We start from the raw sequence: 16,339 nt of genomic DNA, 5'->3' as shown, positions 1-16,339 counted from the left end.
GCGCCCCGCAGAGGGCGCGCGGGCGGCGCTCGGCCCTGCCCGCGGCATTCCCACCACATGGAGACAAGCATGCAAGAAGTGCAGAGCAGTGAGTTGAAGAGAGGGCTGAGCGCCCGGCACATCCGCTTCATCGCGCTGGGGTCGGCCATCGGCACCGGCCTGTTCTACGGCTCGGCCAAGGCCATCCAGGCCGCGGGCCCCTCGGTCCTGATCGCCTACCTGATCGCCGGCGCCGCCGTGTACATGGTGATGCGCGCGCTCGGGGAAATGGCGGTGCACAACCCGGTGGCCGGCTCCTTCGGCCAGTACGCCAGCCAGTCTCTGGGACCGCTGGCCGGCTTCATCACCGGCTGGACCTACACTTTCGAGATGATCATCGTCTGCCTGGCCGACGTCACGGCGTTCGGGCTGTACATGGGATTCTGGTATCCGGACGTGCCGCAGTGGATCTGGGTGCTGGCCATCGTGCTGCTGATCGGCGGGCTCAACCTGTGCACCGTCAAGCTGTTCGGCGAACTGGAATTCTGGCTGTCGCTGCTGAAAGTGGCCGCCATCGTCGCCATGATCGCCGGCGGACTGGGCATCATGCTGTTCGGCATCGGCCTGAGCGCGGACGCGCCGGCCACCGGCGTGCACAATCTCTGGCAGAACGGCGGCTTCATGCCCAACGGCATCGGCGGCTTGATCGCATCGCTGGCGGTGGTGGTGTTCGCTTTTGGCGGCATCGAGATCATCGGCATCACGGCCGGCGAGGCCAAGGACCCGGGCCGCACCATCCCGCGCGCCATCAACGCCGTGCCCCTGCGCATCCTGCTGTTCTACGTGCTGACGCTGTTCGTGCTGATGGCCATCTTCCCCTGGTCGCAGATCGGCAGCCAGGGCAGCCCCTTCGTGCAGATCTTCGACCAGCTGGGCATCCCGTCCGCCGCCACCATCCTGAACATCGTGGTGATATCGGCCGCCGTGTCGGCCATCAACAGCGACATCTTCGGCGCCGGACGCATGCTCTACGGCATGGCGCAGCAGGGCCAGGCGCCGCGCGGCTTCGCCGCCGTGTCGCGCCGTGGCGTGCCGTGGATGACGGTGGTGGTGATGTCGGCCGCGCTGCTGATCGGCGTGGTGCTGAACTACCTGATCCCGAAGGATGTGTTCCTGCTGATCGCCTCCATCGCCACCTTCGCCACGGTCTGGGTCTGGCTGATGATCCTGCTGTCGCAATTCAACATGCGCCGCAAGATGGACCCTAGGGAGGCCGCGCAGCTCAAGTTCCCGGTGCCGCTGTGGCCGGCCGGCCCGATCCTGGCGATCGCCTTCATGGTCTTCGTGATCCTGGTGCTGGGCTACTTCCCGAACACGCAGGCCGCGCTTATCGTGGGAGCCGTGTGGATCGCGCTGCTGTGCATCGCCTATCGCCTGTGGGTGCTGCCGCAGCGCAAGGCGGCGCAGGTGCGCGTCCCGGAGCAGGGCGCGCCGCAAAACCCGTCCCGGCCGCTGACGCAGGGCTCGGACTGAAACAACGCAAGCAACAAGGAGAACCGGCAATGAAACAGGTCTGGCGCAACTGCCACGCCGCCACGATGCAAGGCGGCGCGTACTCGATCATCGAGCGCGCGGCCATCGTCACCGAGGACGGGCGCATTGCCTGGATCGGCCCCGAGGCCGAGATGCCGCTGGATGGCTCGGCGGCCGTGCAGGACCTGGGCGGCGCCTGGGTCACGCCGGGCCTGGTCGATTGCCACACCCACCTGGTGTTCGGCGGCAACCGCAGCCTGGAGTTCGAGCAGCGCCTGCAGGGCGTGGACTATGCCGAGATCGCCGCGCGCGGCGGCGGCATCGCCAGCACGGTGCGCGCCACGCGCGCCGCCACCGAGGACGAGCTGTATCTGGATGCGAGCCGGCGCGCGCTGCACCTGCTGCGCGACGGCGTGACCACGCTGGAGGTCAAGTCCGGCTACGGCCTGGACCTGCCCAACGAGCGCAAGATGCTGCGCGTGGCGCGCCGCTTGGGCCGCTCGCTGCCGCTGACGGTGCGCGCCACCTGCCTGGCGGCGCACGCGCTGCCGCCCGAGTTCACGGGCCGGCCGGACGACTACATCGACGAGGTCGCCCGCCGCATGCTGCCCGTGCTGGCGGCGGAAGGGTTGGTGGACGCCGTGGACGCCTTCTGTGAGCACCTGGCGTTCTCGCCGGCGCAGGTCGAGCGGGTGTTCCAGAGCGCGGCGCACCTGGGCCTGCCGGTCAAGCTGCATGCCGAGCAGCTGTCGTCACTGCACGGCGCCACGCTGGCGGCGCGCCATGGCGCGCTGTCGGCCGATCACCTTGAATACCTGACCGAGAGCGATGTGCTGGCCATGGCGCAGGCAGGCACCGTGGCGGTGCTGCTGCCGGGCGCGTTTTACGCGCTGCGCGAAACCCGGCTGCCGCCGGTGGATCTGCTGCGCCGCCACGGCGTGCCGATAGCCATTTCCACCGACCTCAATCCGGGTACCTCGCCGGCGCTGTCGCTGCGCCTGATGCTGAGCATGGCCTGCACGCTGTTCCGCCTGACGCCGGAGGAAGCGCTGGCCGGCGCCACCCTCCATGGGGCCCGCGCGCTGGGATTGGAGACCACGCATGGCACGCTGGAAGCGGGCAAGGCGGCGGACTTCGTGGCCTGGAGCATCGATCATCCGTCGGAGCTGGCCTACTGGATTGGCGGCGAATTGCCCAGGCGCGTCGTCCGGCATGGGCAGCAGGTGTACGCGACGGCGCCGGACGCGGCGGCCTGACAGCCGCCGGGCCGCGATGTATGCGGCCTACGCCGCCATCGCCAGCGCGGGCAGGCCGGCCTGGGACGGCAGGCGGAAGGCGCTGACCGCGCCCTGCAGCCGCTGCGCCTGCGTTTCCAGCGACGACGCGGCGGCGGCGGCCTCTTCGACGAGCGCGGCGTTCTGCTGGGTCACGTGATCCATCTGCGTGACCGCCGTGTTGACCTGGTCGATGCCCGTGACCTGTTCCTGCGAGGCGGCGGCGATATCGGCCACCAGCGAGGTCAGGTGTTCGATGGTCCGCACGATTTCCTCCATCGTGCGCCCGGCCGTCTCCACCTGGGTGGACCCCGCCTGCACCGTGGCGCCCGAGGTGTTGAGCAGCTGCTTGATTTCCTTGGCCGCCGTGGCGCTACGCTGCGCCAGCGACCGCACCTCGCCCGCCACCACCGCGAAGCCCTTGCCCTGTTCGCCGGCGCGGGCCGCTTCCACGGCCGCGTTCAGCGCCAGGATGTTGGTCTGGAACGCGATGCCGTCGATCACGCCGACGATGTCCTCGATGCGGCTGGAGTCCTGGGCGATTTCGCGCATGGTGTTCACGGCATCGCGCACGGCCTGTCCGCCGCGTTGCGCCACTTCGGACGCGGTCGAGGCCATCTGGTTGGCCTGGCGCGCGTTCTCCGCGTTGCTGCTGACGGTGGAGAGCAGCTGCTCCATGCTGGCGGCGGTTTCCTCCAGCGAGGCGGCCTGCTGCTCGGTGCGGCTGGACAGGTCCTGGTTGCCCGCGGCGATTTCGCTGGATCCGATATGTATTTCATGTACGCCCGCGCGCACCGCGTGCACGGTGCGGACCAGGCTGGCCTGCATGTCCTGCAGATAGGGGATCACCTGCCCCACGCAGTTGCGGCCGAAGGCCGCGATCGGCGCGGTCAGGTCGCCGGCGGCGATGCGCTGGAAATGGCCGCGCAAGTCGTCCAGCGGACGCTTGACGAAATACACCACGTACAGGTCGCCCAGCACCAGCAGCAGCAGGCAGACGGCCAGCACCGCGCCCATGCCGATATAGGCGTGGCGGCGCTTGGCGGCGGCGTTCTCCCAGAGCTGGGTCTCGCGTTCCTTGGCGTAGGCCTCGTATTGCTCGATGCTCTTGCCGAAGGCGCGGCTGGCGCTCACGACCGGGCCGGCACCATGGGCGCGGGCGCGCGCCACATCGCCGGCCGTCAGCAGGTCGCGCTGGACCGCGATGCCCGCCACGGTCAGGGCATCGAAGCCCGATTTCATGGGATCCAGGATGGCGGCCGGGGCATCGTTGCCGGCCAGTTCCAGGAATATGGCCTGCTGCTTGCGGGCTTCGGCCAGGGCGGCATCGATGCTGCGGCCTTCCTCGGCCGCCTGCGTGGCGTCGCCGGCGGCGGCATATTCCATCTGGCGCGACAGGCGCAGGCGCGCACGCATGATCTGGTCGTTGACGCGCGAAAGCGCCGAGACTTCGTGCAGCAGTTCGGTGCTGTCGGTCAGCGCATCCGCCGAGCCGCGCAAACCGTTGATGGTGATTGCCGACATGCCGGCAAGCAGGACGCTGATGGTGAGCAGGGTGCCCAGGATCATGCGGCGGATGGTGATGTCTTTCAGTAGCTGTTTCATGACGCGACGCTCTTGAGTGCTTAGGGGGTGCTACATCGGCAACAACGGCTTGGAGACAGGCGAATTTAGCTGGCGTTACAACATGACGGAATGTGCCAGCTGGGCATGGAACAAATCGACATTTCAAGCAATAGTGTTGCGTTTTTCATGTCAGGTGAGAATGTTTTCCTCACGGTCTGGTCTGGAGTGTCATAACTGCATGAAGCGTGGCGGGGTCATTAATTTGACGCTGTCCTGCAGGTATTGGATTAAATATGTGGGGTTATATTTCTTCGAATATCAGCGATGTTCGTGATATTTCAATTGGCTTAAGACTATTTTTAAAATAAAACTAAATTACTCGGGAGTAGTAAAAAGAAAAGTAAAATCCAGCACCGATGTTAAGAAAATAACTTGAATAAGCCAGCGGGGTATGGAAAATACGCTCGTGTTGCTCCAGATCTTGTATCTGATCTGATAAGACACACCCATGTTGGGGTAGGTTGAATCAGCAGTATTTTGTGGAGTGGCGCGCATGGAACGCCTGATCTATCGCAAAACCGCATTTCTTTTATTCACTTCCCTGGCATCCGCATCGAGCCTGGCGGCGCAGAATTCCACGACCTTCAACGTCAGCATCATCATCCAGGCCAACTGCACCATCGCAGCTACCAACCTGACTTTCCCTCCCCAGGGCGTGCTGAGCGCTGCGGTCGCGTCCACCTCGACGCTGACCGTCACCTGCACCAACACCACGCCGTACACCGTCGGCCTTAGCGCGGGCACCGGCACGGGCAATACTGAAACCAGCCGACGCATGTTCGGGGCCGTCAACACCACGGCATCCGTCGGCTACCAGCTGTTCAAGGCCGACCTGACCACGAACTGGGGCGATGCCACCGTGGCGGCGCGCGTGAGCGGCACGGGTACCGGGGCCGCGCAGACGCTGACCGTCAATGGCTCGGTGCCGGCCCAGGCCACGCCGGCGCCTGACACCTATAGCTCGATCGTCACCGCCACCGTCTATTTCTGAGGAGTGTGGCCGTGTGCGCGCGCATACCCGCCATGCTGGTGGTTCTGCTCGGCTGGATTTGTCCGGCCGGCGCCGCGACGCTGCAGATTTCCCCGGTCATGGTCGAGATGGCGCCGCAGCAGGGCGCCAGCGGCATCATGCTGCGCAACCCGGACGCGATGCCGGTCTATGGCCAGGTGCGGGTCTACGCCTGGGAGCAGCGCGGAGGCGACGATGTGTTGTTGCCCACCGATGAGATCCAGGTAAGTCCCCCCATCATCCAGGTGCGGCCCGGCGGCGAGCAGCTGGTGCGGCTGGTGCGCGCGTCGCGGGAACCGGCGGCGATCGAGAAGAGCTATCGGCTGGTCATCGACGAGATTCCGGATCCGTCCACGCCGGCGGTCAATGGCGTGGTGCTGCGGCTGCGCTATTCGGTGCCGGTGTTCGTGGCCGGGGCCACGCCCGAGCCGCGTCCCGAGCTGAGCTGGAAGGCGGCGCGCGAGGGCAAGGAATGGGTGCTGAGCCTGAACAACACCGGCACCCGCTATGCGCAGGTGGCCAGCCTGCAGGTGTTGGACAGCGGCGGCAAGCCCGTGGCCGAGGTCGACGGGCTGGTGGGTTATGCGCTGGCCCAGCGCCAGCGGCAGTGGCGTATCCCGGGCCGGCCGCAGGCGCCGGGCCCCGTGCGTATCAAGGCCCTGATCAATGGCGGCACGATCTCGGCTACGCCCAGGATGGACTGAGTGGCCGCGGCCGAGTGGCGCGGCTGGGGCATCGCGCTGGCCTTGTCGTGCATGGCGGCGCAGGCGGCGGACGTGCCCGATCAGCTGGTGTCGTTCGGCGATATCGCCGAGCGCGACGTGTTCCTGGAAGTGAGCATCAACGGCGCCAATACCTCGCAACTGCTGCGGTTCCGCGATGCGCAGGGCCGCTTGTCGGCCAGCGCGGATGCGCTGCGCTCGGTCGGCATCGGCGTGCCGGGGGCGGACGGCGCGGCGGGCAGCCCGGAGCTGCGGCTGGACGCGATTCCTGGCCTGCGCTACAGCTACAACGCCGCGACGCAGTCGGTGAACCTGGTGGTGCCGGATGCGTTGCGCACGCCTTACGCGCTCGATATGCGTGGCGTGTCCCGGGCGCCGTCGGCCACCAGCGGACGCGGGCTGGTGCTGAACTACGACGCCTACGCGCAGACCAGCGGCTTGTCCCGGTTGTCGCTGTACACCGAACAGCGCTATTTCAGTCCGTCCGGCGTGTTCAGCAACACCGGCATCAGCTATCTTGGCGGGCGCGCCAACCTTGCCGATGGCACTGGGCGCTACATCCGCTACGACACGTACTGGACGCATTCCGACCAGGACACGATGCGCACGCTGCGGCTGGGCGACACGATCACGTCGTCGCTGGACTGGTCGCGGTCGATCCGCATCGCCGGCGTGCAGTGGGGGCGCAACTTCTCGCTGCGGCCGGATCTGGTGACTTTTCCGGTGGCGGCGATCAGCGCGTCCTCGGTGGTGCCGTCCTCAATCGCGCTGTACATCAACGGGGTGCAGCAATACTCCAGCAACGTGCCGGCCGGCCCCTTCGTGGTCAACCAGATCCCCGGCATCACCGGCGCGGGCCAGGCCACCATCGTCACGCGCGACGCGTTGGGGCGCAGCATCGCGACGACGGTGCCGTTGTACGTGGACACGCGCCTGCTGGCGCGGGGCCTGTCCAGCTATTCGGTGGAGGCGGGCTTCGTGCGGCGGCGGTTCAGCGTGCGTTCGTTCGACTACGACCACGCGCCGGCCTTCAGCGCATCGGGCCGCTATGGCCTGGATGACGCGCTGACGCTGGAAGGGCATGCCGAGAGCGCGCCCGGCGTCTACAACCTGGGGGGCGGCGCGCTGGTCAGGCTGGGCGAGGCGGGCGTGGTCAGCGCTTCGCTGGCCGGCAGCGCGGGCCGTTACGCGGGCGGCCAGACCAGCCTGGGCTACCAGTACGTGCGGCCGGGGTTCAGCCTGGACATGCAGGCCACGCGCGCGTTGGGGGGGTATGGTGATCTCGGATCCCGCGAGCAGGCGCCCGTGGCGCGGCAGATCGACCGCGTCACCCTGTCGTTTCCCGTCGCCCAGTCGCAGAGCGCGGCCTTGAGCTATATCGGCTATCGCCAGCCGGCCGCGCCGGCCGCCAGACTGGGCTCGGCGACCTACACCGTCAATCTGCACAGCCGCGCGGTCATGAGCTTGAGTGCTTTCCACGACTTCAATCAGTCCGGCTCGAATGGCATGTACTTGAGCCTGACGCTGATGCTGGGCGATCGGACCCAGGCCTTCGCGTCGGCCAGCCGCCAGCAGGGCCAGGACAGTTACAGCGTGGGCGCGCAGCATTCGATCGATTACGAGGGCGGCGCGGGCTGGTCGGTGCAGCGCGGACGCAGCGGCGGGCAGGCCTACACGCAGGGCCAGGTGCAGTACCTGGGCCGCTACGGCCAGCTGACCGGTCTGGCGCAGGACCTGGGCGGACGCACGCAGGCGGCGGCCCAGGCCTCGGGAGCGCTGGTGCTGATGGACGGGGTGGTCACGCCGTCGCGCCGGATCAACGACAGCTTCGCGCTGGTGTCGACGGGCGCGCCGGGCGTGGACGTGCTGCACGAGAACCGCAAGCTGGGCAAGACCGACAGCTCGGGCCACCTGCTGGTGCCGGACCTGATTCCCTATCAGGCCAACCGGGTGTCGATCGACGTCGAGAACCTGCCGGTCGATACGCGGCTGGAATCGACCAAGGCGGTGGTGGTGCCGCAGTCGCGCTCGGGCGTGGTGGCGAACTTCCAGCTGGAGCGCTATGTGGCGGCCACGGTGATCCTGAAGACGCCGGACGGCCAGTTCCTGCCGCCTGGGGCCGGGGTGCTGCATGCCGAGAGCGGCAAGCGCGGGGTGGTGGGCTACGACGGCATGACCTTCGTCGAGGACCTGCAGGCGCTGAATCACCTGACGGTGCAGGGCAAGGGCGTGTCCTGCCGCGCGCAATTCGAATATGGCGCCGAGCCCGGCCGGCAATTGCCCACGCTGGGCCCGTTCGTCTGCCAGCCTTTGGAGGAGCACAAGCAATGAGACGAGCCATCCTGTTGATCGCGATTGTGTTTTCCTGGGCCTGGGCGGGCGCGGCGCAGGCCCAGGCGAACTGCAATTTGTCGGGCAGTTCGACCACTATCGATTTCGGCGCCGTCAATCCCCTGCTGCCCGCCGATACCTACAACAATGGCGGCTTGATCGATGTGAACTGTTCAGGGCTGTATTTTACGACGCGGATATGCATCAGCCTGGAGATCGGCAACACCAGTCCGTCGATCGCGGCGCGCGCGATGGGCAACGGCGTCTACCGGATGAACTACAACCTGTATACAGACGCCGGGTATACGACCGTCTGGGGCGATGCGACGACTTCGCCGCCCACCTCCCAGGTGCTCAATGTCCTGGGCAATGGTTCGATAATGGTGCCCATTTATGCCAAGCTGCCGGGCGGGCAGACCTCGGTGTCGACGGTGGGCAATGTCGATACGCAGTACCTCGAGACCTACGGCGGCGTCAGCGCCAGGGTCGACGTGGAAACCGGGCTGCTGTTTTTCGGCGCATTCACGAATTGCCCATTGAGCAGTCCGGACACGACCTTGAGTATCCCGTTGACGGTCAAGGCGCTGGTGCAGAAGAACTGCACCATTTCCGCCACCAACCTGGTGTTTCCGGCGCAGGGGCTGTTGACGGCCCCGGTGCCTGGCAGCAGCCAGATCAGCGTGCAATGCACCAACAACAACGCGTATTCGCTGGCGCTCAATGGCGGGACGGTGGGCGGCAACGTGCTGGCGCGCAAAATGAAGCACTCGACCGCCGCCGACACGGTCAGCTACCAGCTGTACCAGGGGGCGAACTACGCCATCGTCTGGGGCGATGCGAGCGGCGGCTCGCCCAAGACCGGTCTGGGGTCGGGCACGGTGCAGAACCATACGGTATATGGCCGGGTGCCGGCGCAGACCACGCCCAGGCCGGGCAGCTATAGCGATACCGTCACGGCCACCATCACATTCTGAACCCGCACACGGCGGGGGCGACAGCGGTCGCACACCGGCTAGCCGCGCAATGCGGCGAGTGAGAGGATTTTTGAGACTCCTCGGTCACTTTCGATTCTTGCCGCAATTAATGCTGCCAATAATCGAAAAAATCCGTACATAAAGGCGCTGAAAAATGCCGAATCAAGGCGGCATTTTATGTCTGAATTCCGTCACTTTTTTAAGAAAACAGCCAATTCCCTGAATTACAACAAGTTTTATTGCCGAACATTGGAGCTACTTCGAAGGGGAAGACAGAAAAATAGCGGGAAAATATCGAAAATGTCTTGAAGAAAGCCAGAGAGAATGGAAAATAGCTGTATGTTTCGTCAAATTTCAAAATTGACATGACATGCATCAATTGCGGGTAGGTTGATTCAGCAGTATTTCGTGGAGTAGCGCTCATGAAACGCCTGATCTATCGCTCGGCCACATTTTCTTTGCTCAGCTCCCTGGTGTGCGCGTCGAACCTGGCCGCGGGACAGAGCACGGCGAACTTCAACGTCACCATCGTCATCCAGGCCAACTGCACCATCGCCGCCAACAACCTGGCATTCGGCCCCCAGGGCGTGCTGAGCACGGCGGTGACATCCACCTCGACGCTGACTGTCACGTGCACCAACACCACGCCGTATACCGTCGGCTTGAACGCGGGCACTGGCACGGGCAATACCGAGGCCAGCCGGCATATGTTCGGCACGGTCAACACGACGGCGTCCGTGGCCTACCAACTGTACAAGGCCGACCTGAGCACCGTCTGGGGCGACGCCACCGTGGCGGCGCGCGTGAGCGGCACGGGTACCGGGGCCGCGCAGACGCTGACCGTCAACGGCTCGGTGCCGGCCCAGGCCACGCCGGCGCCCGATACCTACAGCTCCACCGTCACCGCCACCGTCTATTTCTGAGGAGCCGCCACCGTGCGTACAGCCATGCTTGCAGTGCTGGCGGCGGTGGCGGTCCTGCTGGGCGCGACGGGTCCGGCGGGCGCGGCCACGCTGCAGATTTCCCCGGTCATGGTCGACATGGCGCCGCAACAGGGCGCCAGCGGCATCACGCTGCGCAACCCGGACGCGATGCCGGTCTATGGTCAGGTGCGGGTCTACGCCTGGGAACAGCGCGACGGCGACGACGTGCTGTTGCCCACCGACGAGATCCAGGTCAGCCCGCCCATCATCCAGGTGCCGCCCCGCAGCGAACAGCTGGTGCGGCTGGTGCGCGCGTCGCGGGAACCGGCGGCGATCGAGAAGAGCTATCGGCTGGTCATCGACGAGATTCCGGATCCGTCCACGCCGGCGGTCAATGGCGTGGTGCTGCGGCTGCGCTATTCGGTGCCGGTGTTCGTGGCCGGGGCCACGCCCGAGCCGCGTCCGGAACTGAGCTGGAGGGCGGCGCGCGAGGGCAAGGAATGGGTGCTGAGCCTGAATAACACCGGCACCCGCTATGCGCAGGTGGCCAGCCTGCAGGTGTTGGACAGCGGCGGCAAGCCCGTGGCCGAGGTCGACGGGCTGGTGGGTTATGCGCTGGCCCAGCGCCAGCGGCAGTGGCGTATCCCGGGCCGGCCGCAGGCGCCGGGCCCCGTGCGTATCAAGGCCCTGATCAATGGCGGCACGATCTCGGTGGCGCCCCGGATGGACTGACTGGCCGCGCGCCGGCCTGGGCGGAAGGCGGCGCGCCAGAGGTATGCAGCCTATGGCGGTATGCGCTTCCCGTACACGCGGGCGACGCGCCTGGAGCATCGCGCTGGCCCTGTCTTGCGCGGTGGCGCGGGCGGCGGACGTGCCCGATCAGCTGGTGTCGTTCGGCGATATCGCCGAGCGCGACGTGTTCCTGGAAGTGAGCATCAACGGCGCCAATACCTCGCAACTGCTGCGGTTCCGCGATGCGCAGGGCCGCTTGTCGGCCAGCGCGGATGCGCTGCGCTCGGTCGGCATCGACGTGCCGGGGGCGGAGGGCGCCGCTGGCAGTCCGGCGTTGCGGCTGGATGCGATTCCGGGCCTGCGCTACAGCTACAACGCCGCGACGCAGTCGGTGAACCTGGTGGTGCCGGACGCCTTGCGCACGCCTTATCAACTCGACATGCGCGGCGTCCCCAGGGCGCCTCCGGCCACCAGCGGGCGCGGGCTGGTGCTGAATTACGACGCCTACGCGCAGACCAGCGGCCTGTCCCGGTTGTCGCTGTATACCGAGCAGCGCTATTTCAGTCCGTCCGGCGTATTCAGCAACACCGGCATCACCTATGCCGGCGGGCGGGCGGACCGCTATATCCGCTATGACACCTACTGGACGCGCTCGGACCAGGACACGATGCGCACGCTGCGGCTGGGCGACACGATCACGTCGTCGCTGGACTGGTCGCGGTCGATCCGCATCGCCGGCGTGCAGTGGGGCCGCAACTTCTCGCTGCGGCCGGACCTGGTGACTTTTCCGGTGGCGGCGATCAGCGCGTCCTCGGTGGTGCCGTCCTCGATCGCGCTGTACATCAACGGGGTGCAGCAATACTCCAGCAACGTGCCGGCCGGCCCCTTCGTGGTCAACCAGATCCCCGGCATCACCGGCGCGGGCCAGGCCACCATCGTCACGCGCGACGCGTTGGGGCGCAGCATCGCGACGACGGTGCCGTTGTACGTGGACACGCGCCTGCTGGCGCGGGGCCTGTCCAGCTATTCGGTGGAGGCGGGCTTCGTGCGGCGGCGGTTCAGCGTGCGTTCGTTCGACTACGACCACGCGCCGGCCTTCAGCGCATCGGGCCGCTATGGCCTGGATGACGCGCTGACGCTGGAAGGGCATGCCGAGAGCGCGCCCGGCGTCTACAACCTGGGGGGCGGCGCGTTGGTCAGGCTGGGCGAGGCGGGCGTGGTCAGCGCTTCGCTGGCCGGCAGCGCGGGCCGTTACGCGGGCGGCCAGACCAGCCTGGGCTACCAGTACGTGCGGCCTGAGTTCAGCCTGGACCTGTTGTCCACCCGGGCGCTCGGCGATTACGGCGACCTGGGTTCGCGCGAGGACGCGCCGGTGGTCCGCCAGACGGATCGCGCGACCGTGTCGTTTCCCATCACCCGGTCGCAGAGCATGGCCTTGAGCTACATCGGCTATCGCCAGCCGGACGCGCCGGCCGCCAAGCTGGGCTCGGCGACCTATACCGTCAACCTGCACAGCCGCGTGGCCATGAACCTGAGTGCGTTCCACGACTTCAACCAGTCCGACTCGAACGGCGTGTACTTGAGCCTGACGCTGATGATGGGCGATCGGACCCAGGCCTTCGCGTCGGTCAGCCGCCAGCAGCGCCAGGACAGCTACAGCGTGGGCGCGCAGCGTTCGGTGGACTATGAAGGCGGCGCGGGCTGGTCGGTGCAGCGCGGACGCAGCGGCGGGCAGGCCTACACGCAGGGCCAGGCGCAGTACCTGGGCCGCTACGGCCAGCTGACCGGTCTGGCGCAGGACCTGGGCGGACGCACGCAGGCGGCGGCCCAGGCCTCGGGGGCGCTGGTGCTGATGGACGGCGTGGTCACGCCCTCGCGCCGGATCAACGACAGCTTCGCGCTGGTGTCGACGGGCGCGCCGGACGTGGACGTGCTGCACGAGAACCGCAAGCTGGGCAAGACCGACAGCTCGGGCCACCTGCTGGTGCCGGACCTGGTTCCCTATCAGGCCAATCGCCTGTCGATCGACGCCGAGAACCTGCCGGTGGACACGCGGCTGGAATCGACCAAGGCGGTGGTGGTGCCGCAGTCGCGCTCGGGCGTGGTGGCGAACTTCCAGCTGGAGCGCTATGTGGCGGCCACGGTGATCCTGAAGACGCCGGACGGCCAGTTCCTGCCGCCTGGGGCCGGGGTGCTGCATGCCGAGAGCGGCAAGCGCGGGGTGGTGGGCTACGACGGCATGACCTTCGTCGAGGACCTGCAGGCGCTGAATCACCTGACGGTGCAGGGCAAGGGCGTGTCCTGCCGCGCGCAATTCGAATACGGCGCCGAGCCCGGACGCCTGATGCCCACGCTGGGCCCCTATGTCTGCCATCCTTTGGAGGAACCTGCGCAATGAGACGCGCCATCGTGTTGATCGTGCTTGCGTGGTGCTGGGCCTGGTCCGGCGCGGCGCAGGCGCAGAGTTGCGACCTGACCGGCAGTTCGACCACCATCGACTTTGGCACGATCAATCCCCTGCTGCCGGCGGATACGCTCAACAGCGGCGGGCTGATCAAGCTGAACTGCTCCGGCCTGTCGTTGTTCACGCGGGTATGCATCAGCCTGGGAACGGGAAATACCAGCCCGTCGATCGCGGCGCGCGCGATGGGCAACGGTTCCTACCGCATGAACTACAACCTGTATACGGATCCGGGCTATTCCAATATCTGGGGCGACGCGACCACCTCGGCGCCTACGTCGCAGCTGCTGACCGGCATCGGCGCGGGGTCGGTGTCGGCGACCGTCTATGCCAAGCTGCCGGGCGGCCAGAACACCGTGGCCATCGTGAACAATGCCGATACGCAATACATGGAAAGCTACGCCACGACCACGCAGGCCAAGGTGGACTTGCAGACCTTTCCGCTCATCGGGCTGCTCCTGAACTGCCCGCTGAGTTCGCCCTCCCTGACCTTGCAGATCCCGTTGACGGTCAAGGCGCTGGTGCAGAAGAACTGCACCATTTCCGCCACCAACCTGGTGTTTCCGGCCCAGGGGCTGTTGACGGCCCCGGTGCCTGGCAGCAGCCAGATCAGCGTGCAATGCACCAACAACAACGCGTACTCGCTGGCGCTCAATGGCGGGACGGTGGGCGGCAACGTGCTGGCGCGCAAGATGAAGCACTCGACCGCCGCCGACACGGTCGGCTACCAGCTGTACCAGGGGTCGAGCTACGCCATCGTCTGGGGCGACGCGACGGGCGGCTCGCCCATGGCCGGCCTGGGCACGGGCGCGGCGCAGAGCTACACCGTCTACGGCCTGGTGCCGCCGCAGGCCACGCCCAGGCCGGGCAGCTACAGCGATACCGTCACGGCCACCATCACATTCTGAGCCTGCGCCCGGGACAGGCCCGGGTCGAGCGCCCTACAGCGATTCCGGATCCCGCCGCAGCGAGAATCCCTGCGACCCGTTCATCGCCAGGTAGCTGACGTTGCGCGACACTTCCGGCGCCGCGTCGCCGGCGTGCAGCGCGCGCACGCCGTCCAGCACCATCTTGTCGGCCAGCGTCATGCGATCCAGCATGCGCAGGTACTGCATCCAGCTTTCGACCAGGAAGACCTCGCGCCACACCCCTTCGCGCTCCAGGTCGCGGAACAGCTGCCACTGCTGCGCGCCGTTGCGCAGCCGCATCAGGCGCAGCGGATGGGCGGCGCCGATCAGCGCGCGCAGCTTGTCGTTCGGGATCTGGTATTGCACCGCCACCAGCACAGCGCCGTGCTCGGTGTCGAAGCCGGCGGCTTGCAGGGCCGGCTCGGCGCTGTCGGCGCGCGTCAGCGACTGCGCGTCCACCTGCTCGGGCAGGCGCGAGCGGTACAGCAGCAGTACGGTCAGGCCCAGCATGACGCCGGCGCCGGCCAGCGCGCCCGACACGCCCAGCGTGCCGGCGAAATGGCCCCACATGAACGAGCCGGCCGCCAGCCCGCCGAAAATGGCGGTCTGGTACAGCGCCAGCGAGCGCGCCTTGACCCAGTCCGGCACCAGCATCTGCACCGTGGTGTTGTAGGTGGCCAGCACGCCGATCCAGCAGCCGCCGGACAGCAGCAGGGCAGGGAAGGCGACCCACAGCGTGCCGGTCAGGCCCAGCGCCAGCAGGCAGGCCGCCAGCAGGCCGGCGGCGGCGCTGATCAGGCCGCTGGCGCCCCAGCGCGCCTGCACCCGGCGCACCAGCACGCTGCCCAGGATGGCGCCCAGGCCCAGCGCGCCCAACATGTAGCCGTACAGCATGGCGCTGCCGCCGTCGTGTTCGTGGGCCAGCAGGGGCAGCAGCGCCCACAGGGCGCTGGCCGACAGGCCGAAGGCGAAGGCGCGCAGCATGACCACGCGCGTCACGGTGGAATGCTGGGTGTAGCGCAGCGCCGTGACCGCGCCCTGCAGCAGGCGCTCGGGCGGCAGGCGGCGCTCGGGCAGGTCGCGCTTCCAGCGCCAGATCGCCCAGATCAGGCCGCCGTAGCAGAAGCAGTTCAGCAGGAACACCCAGGGCGCGCCCAGCGCGCCCAGCAGCAGGCCGCCGATGGCCGGACCGACCGCGCGCGCGACGTTGTAGTTGACGCTGTTCAGCAGCACCGCGCTGCCCACGTGGGCGCGCGGCACCTGTTCGCCCACCGCCGCCTGCCAGGCCGGCGTCACGACGGCGCTGCCGATGGCGATGCAGAAGACCGAGGCGATCAGCGTGATCGGGTGCAGCAGGCCGGCGAAGGCCAGGATGGTGATGAACAGGCCCCCGGCCAGTTCCAGCCCCATGCCGGCCAGCATGACCTTGCGGCGGTCGTAGTTGTCGGCCAGCACGCCGGTCAGGATGGACAGGGCCACCAGCGGAAAGGCGGCGGCCACCTGGATCATGGCGACCAGCAGCGGGCTGCTCTGTTCGGTGGTGATGATCCAGGCCGCGGCGACGGACTGCGCCCAGGTGCCCAGGTTGGCGAACAGGTTGGCGATCCAGATGATCCGGAACGCCGGGAAGGACAGGGGGGACAGTGTGCTGACGCGCAGGGCGGGCGCCGGCGCGGGCGCGGGCTCGGCGGGCAGGTCGGTGTTGGCCGAAACGGGTTGGAGCATGCGGGCCTCGAGAATCGCCCCGGCCGTACCGCGGGCCGGGGTCGCCCAATGGTACGCCGAAAGCCGGACGCCGGCATGGCGGGCGGGCCGGGCCCGCCCCGGGCCTTCCCGGTCCGGCCGACTTCGCGGCGGCGGGCGCCGC

At 67.5% G+C, this 16,339-nt stretch carries 12 protein-coding genes; 10 read left to right on the top strand and 2 right to left on the bottom strand.

All coding sequences use genetic code 11. The features are described 5' to 3' along the window. The first annotated feature begins 69 nt into the window (after positions 1 to 69). Together AC6LJ5_RS07050 and hutI are read left to right on the top strand one after the other, a co-directional pair. Positions 70 to 1,512 carry an amino acid permease gene (locus tag AC6LJ5_RS07050; RefSeq protein ID WP_498140118.1) on the top strand — a complete coding sequence of 481 codons (1,443 nt, stop codon included), beginning with the start codon at positions 70 to 72 and terminating at the stop codon, positions 1,510 to 1,512. Between the two features lie 29 nt (positions 1,513 to 1,541). After that, complete coding sequence (gene hutI, locus AC6LJ5_RS07045) at positions 1,542 to 2,768, top strand: imidazolonepropionase (protein ID WP_103272085.1); 1,227 nt, start codon at positions 1,542 to 1,544, stop codon at positions 2,766 to 2,768. Between the two features lie 27 nt (positions 2,769 to 2,795). Here hutI and AC6LJ5_RS07040 read toward each other — a convergent pair whose 3' ends face one another. Then, entirely contained in the window at positions 2,796 to 4,391 is a 1,596-nt protein-coding gene (locus tag AC6LJ5_RS07040) for a methyl-accepting chemotaxis protein (protein WP_498140117.1), read from the bottom strand. Between the two features lie 514 nt (positions 4,392 to 4,905). Between AC6LJ5_RS07040 and AC6LJ5_RS07035 the strand changes: the two genes are divergently transcribed. The 8 genes from AC6LJ5_RS07035 (at position 4,906) to AC6LJ5_RS07000 (ending at position 14,472) form a co-directional block, all read left to right on the top strand. After that, positions 4,906 to 5,403 carry a Csu type fimbrial protein gene (locus AC6LJ5_RS07035; RefSeq protein ID WP_498140116.1) on the top strand — a complete coding sequence of 166 codons (498 nt, stop codon included), beginning with the start codon at positions 4,906 to 4,908 and terminating at the stop codon, positions 5,401 to 5,403. Positions 5,404 to 5,414: 11 nt separating this feature from the next. Continuing rightward, positions 5,415 to 6,125 carry a fimbrial biogenesis chaperone gene (locus AC6LJ5_RS07030; protein WP_498140115.1) on the top strand — a complete coding sequence of 237 codons (711 nt, stop codon included), beginning with the start codon at positions 5,415 to 5,417 and terminating at the stop codon, positions 6,123 to 6,125. Next, positions 6,126 to 8,474 carry a fimbria/pilus outer membrane usher protein gene (locus AC6LJ5_RS07025; protein WP_498140114.1) on the top strand — a complete coding sequence of 783 codons (2,349 nt, stop codon included), beginning with the start codon at positions 6,126 to 6,128 and terminating at the stop codon, positions 8,472 to 8,474. Further along, complete coding sequence (locus tag AC6LJ5_RS07020) at positions 8,471 to 9,448, top strand: Csu type fimbrial protein (RefSeq protein ID WP_498140113.1); 978 nt, start codon at positions 8,471 to 8,473, stop codon at positions 9,446 to 9,448. Before AC6LJ5_RS07025 ends, AC6LJ5_RS07020 begins: the two co-directional genes overlap by 4 nt. 422 nt (positions 9,449 to 9,870) lie before the next feature. Then, entirely contained in the window at positions 9,871 to 10,371 is a 501-nt protein-coding gene (locus tag AC6LJ5_RS07015) for a Csu type fimbrial protein (RefSeq protein WP_103272091.1), read from the top strand. A gap of 12 nt (positions 10,372 to 10,383) precedes the next feature. Next, positions 10,384 to 11,103 (top strand): fimbrial biogenesis chaperone, encoded by a 720-nt coding sequence (locus tag AC6LJ5_RS07010; RefSeq protein ID WP_498140112.1) that lies wholly within the window; start codon positions 10,384 to 10,386, stop codon positions 11,101 to 11,103. 52 nt (positions 11,104 to 11,155) lie between these two features. Next, positions 11,156 to 13,501 carry a fimbria/pilus outer membrane usher protein gene (locus AC6LJ5_RS07005; RefSeq protein ID WP_498140111.1) on the top strand — a complete coding sequence of 782 codons (2,346 nt, stop codon included), beginning with the start codon at positions 11,156 to 11,158 and terminating at the stop codon, positions 13,499 to 13,501. Continuing rightward, positions 13,498 to 14,472 (top strand): Csu type fimbrial protein, encoded by a 975-nt coding sequence (locus AC6LJ5_RS07000; RefSeq protein ID WP_498140110.1) that lies wholly within the window; start codon positions 13,498 to 13,500, stop codon positions 14,470 to 14,472. The genes AC6LJ5_RS07005 and AC6LJ5_RS07000 overlap by 4 nt, the downstream gene beginning before the upstream one ends. Positions 14,473 to 14,505: 33 nt before the next feature. Here the strand turns inward: AC6LJ5_RS07000 and AC6LJ5_RS06995 are convergent, their stop codons facing one another. Continuing rightward, positions 14,506 to 16,197: an MFS transporter gene (locus tag AC6LJ5_RS06995; protein ID WP_498140109.1), complete on the bottom strand. Its 1,692-nt coding sequence runs from the start codon at positions 16,195 to 16,197 to the stop codon at positions 14,506 to 14,508. Between the last annotated feature and the right edge of the window lie 142 nt (positions 16,198 to 16,339).

The organism is Achromobacter sp. 1011791174 (assembly GCF_059760925.1).
This window is presented reverse-complemented; position numbering and strand designations above follow the sequence as displayed.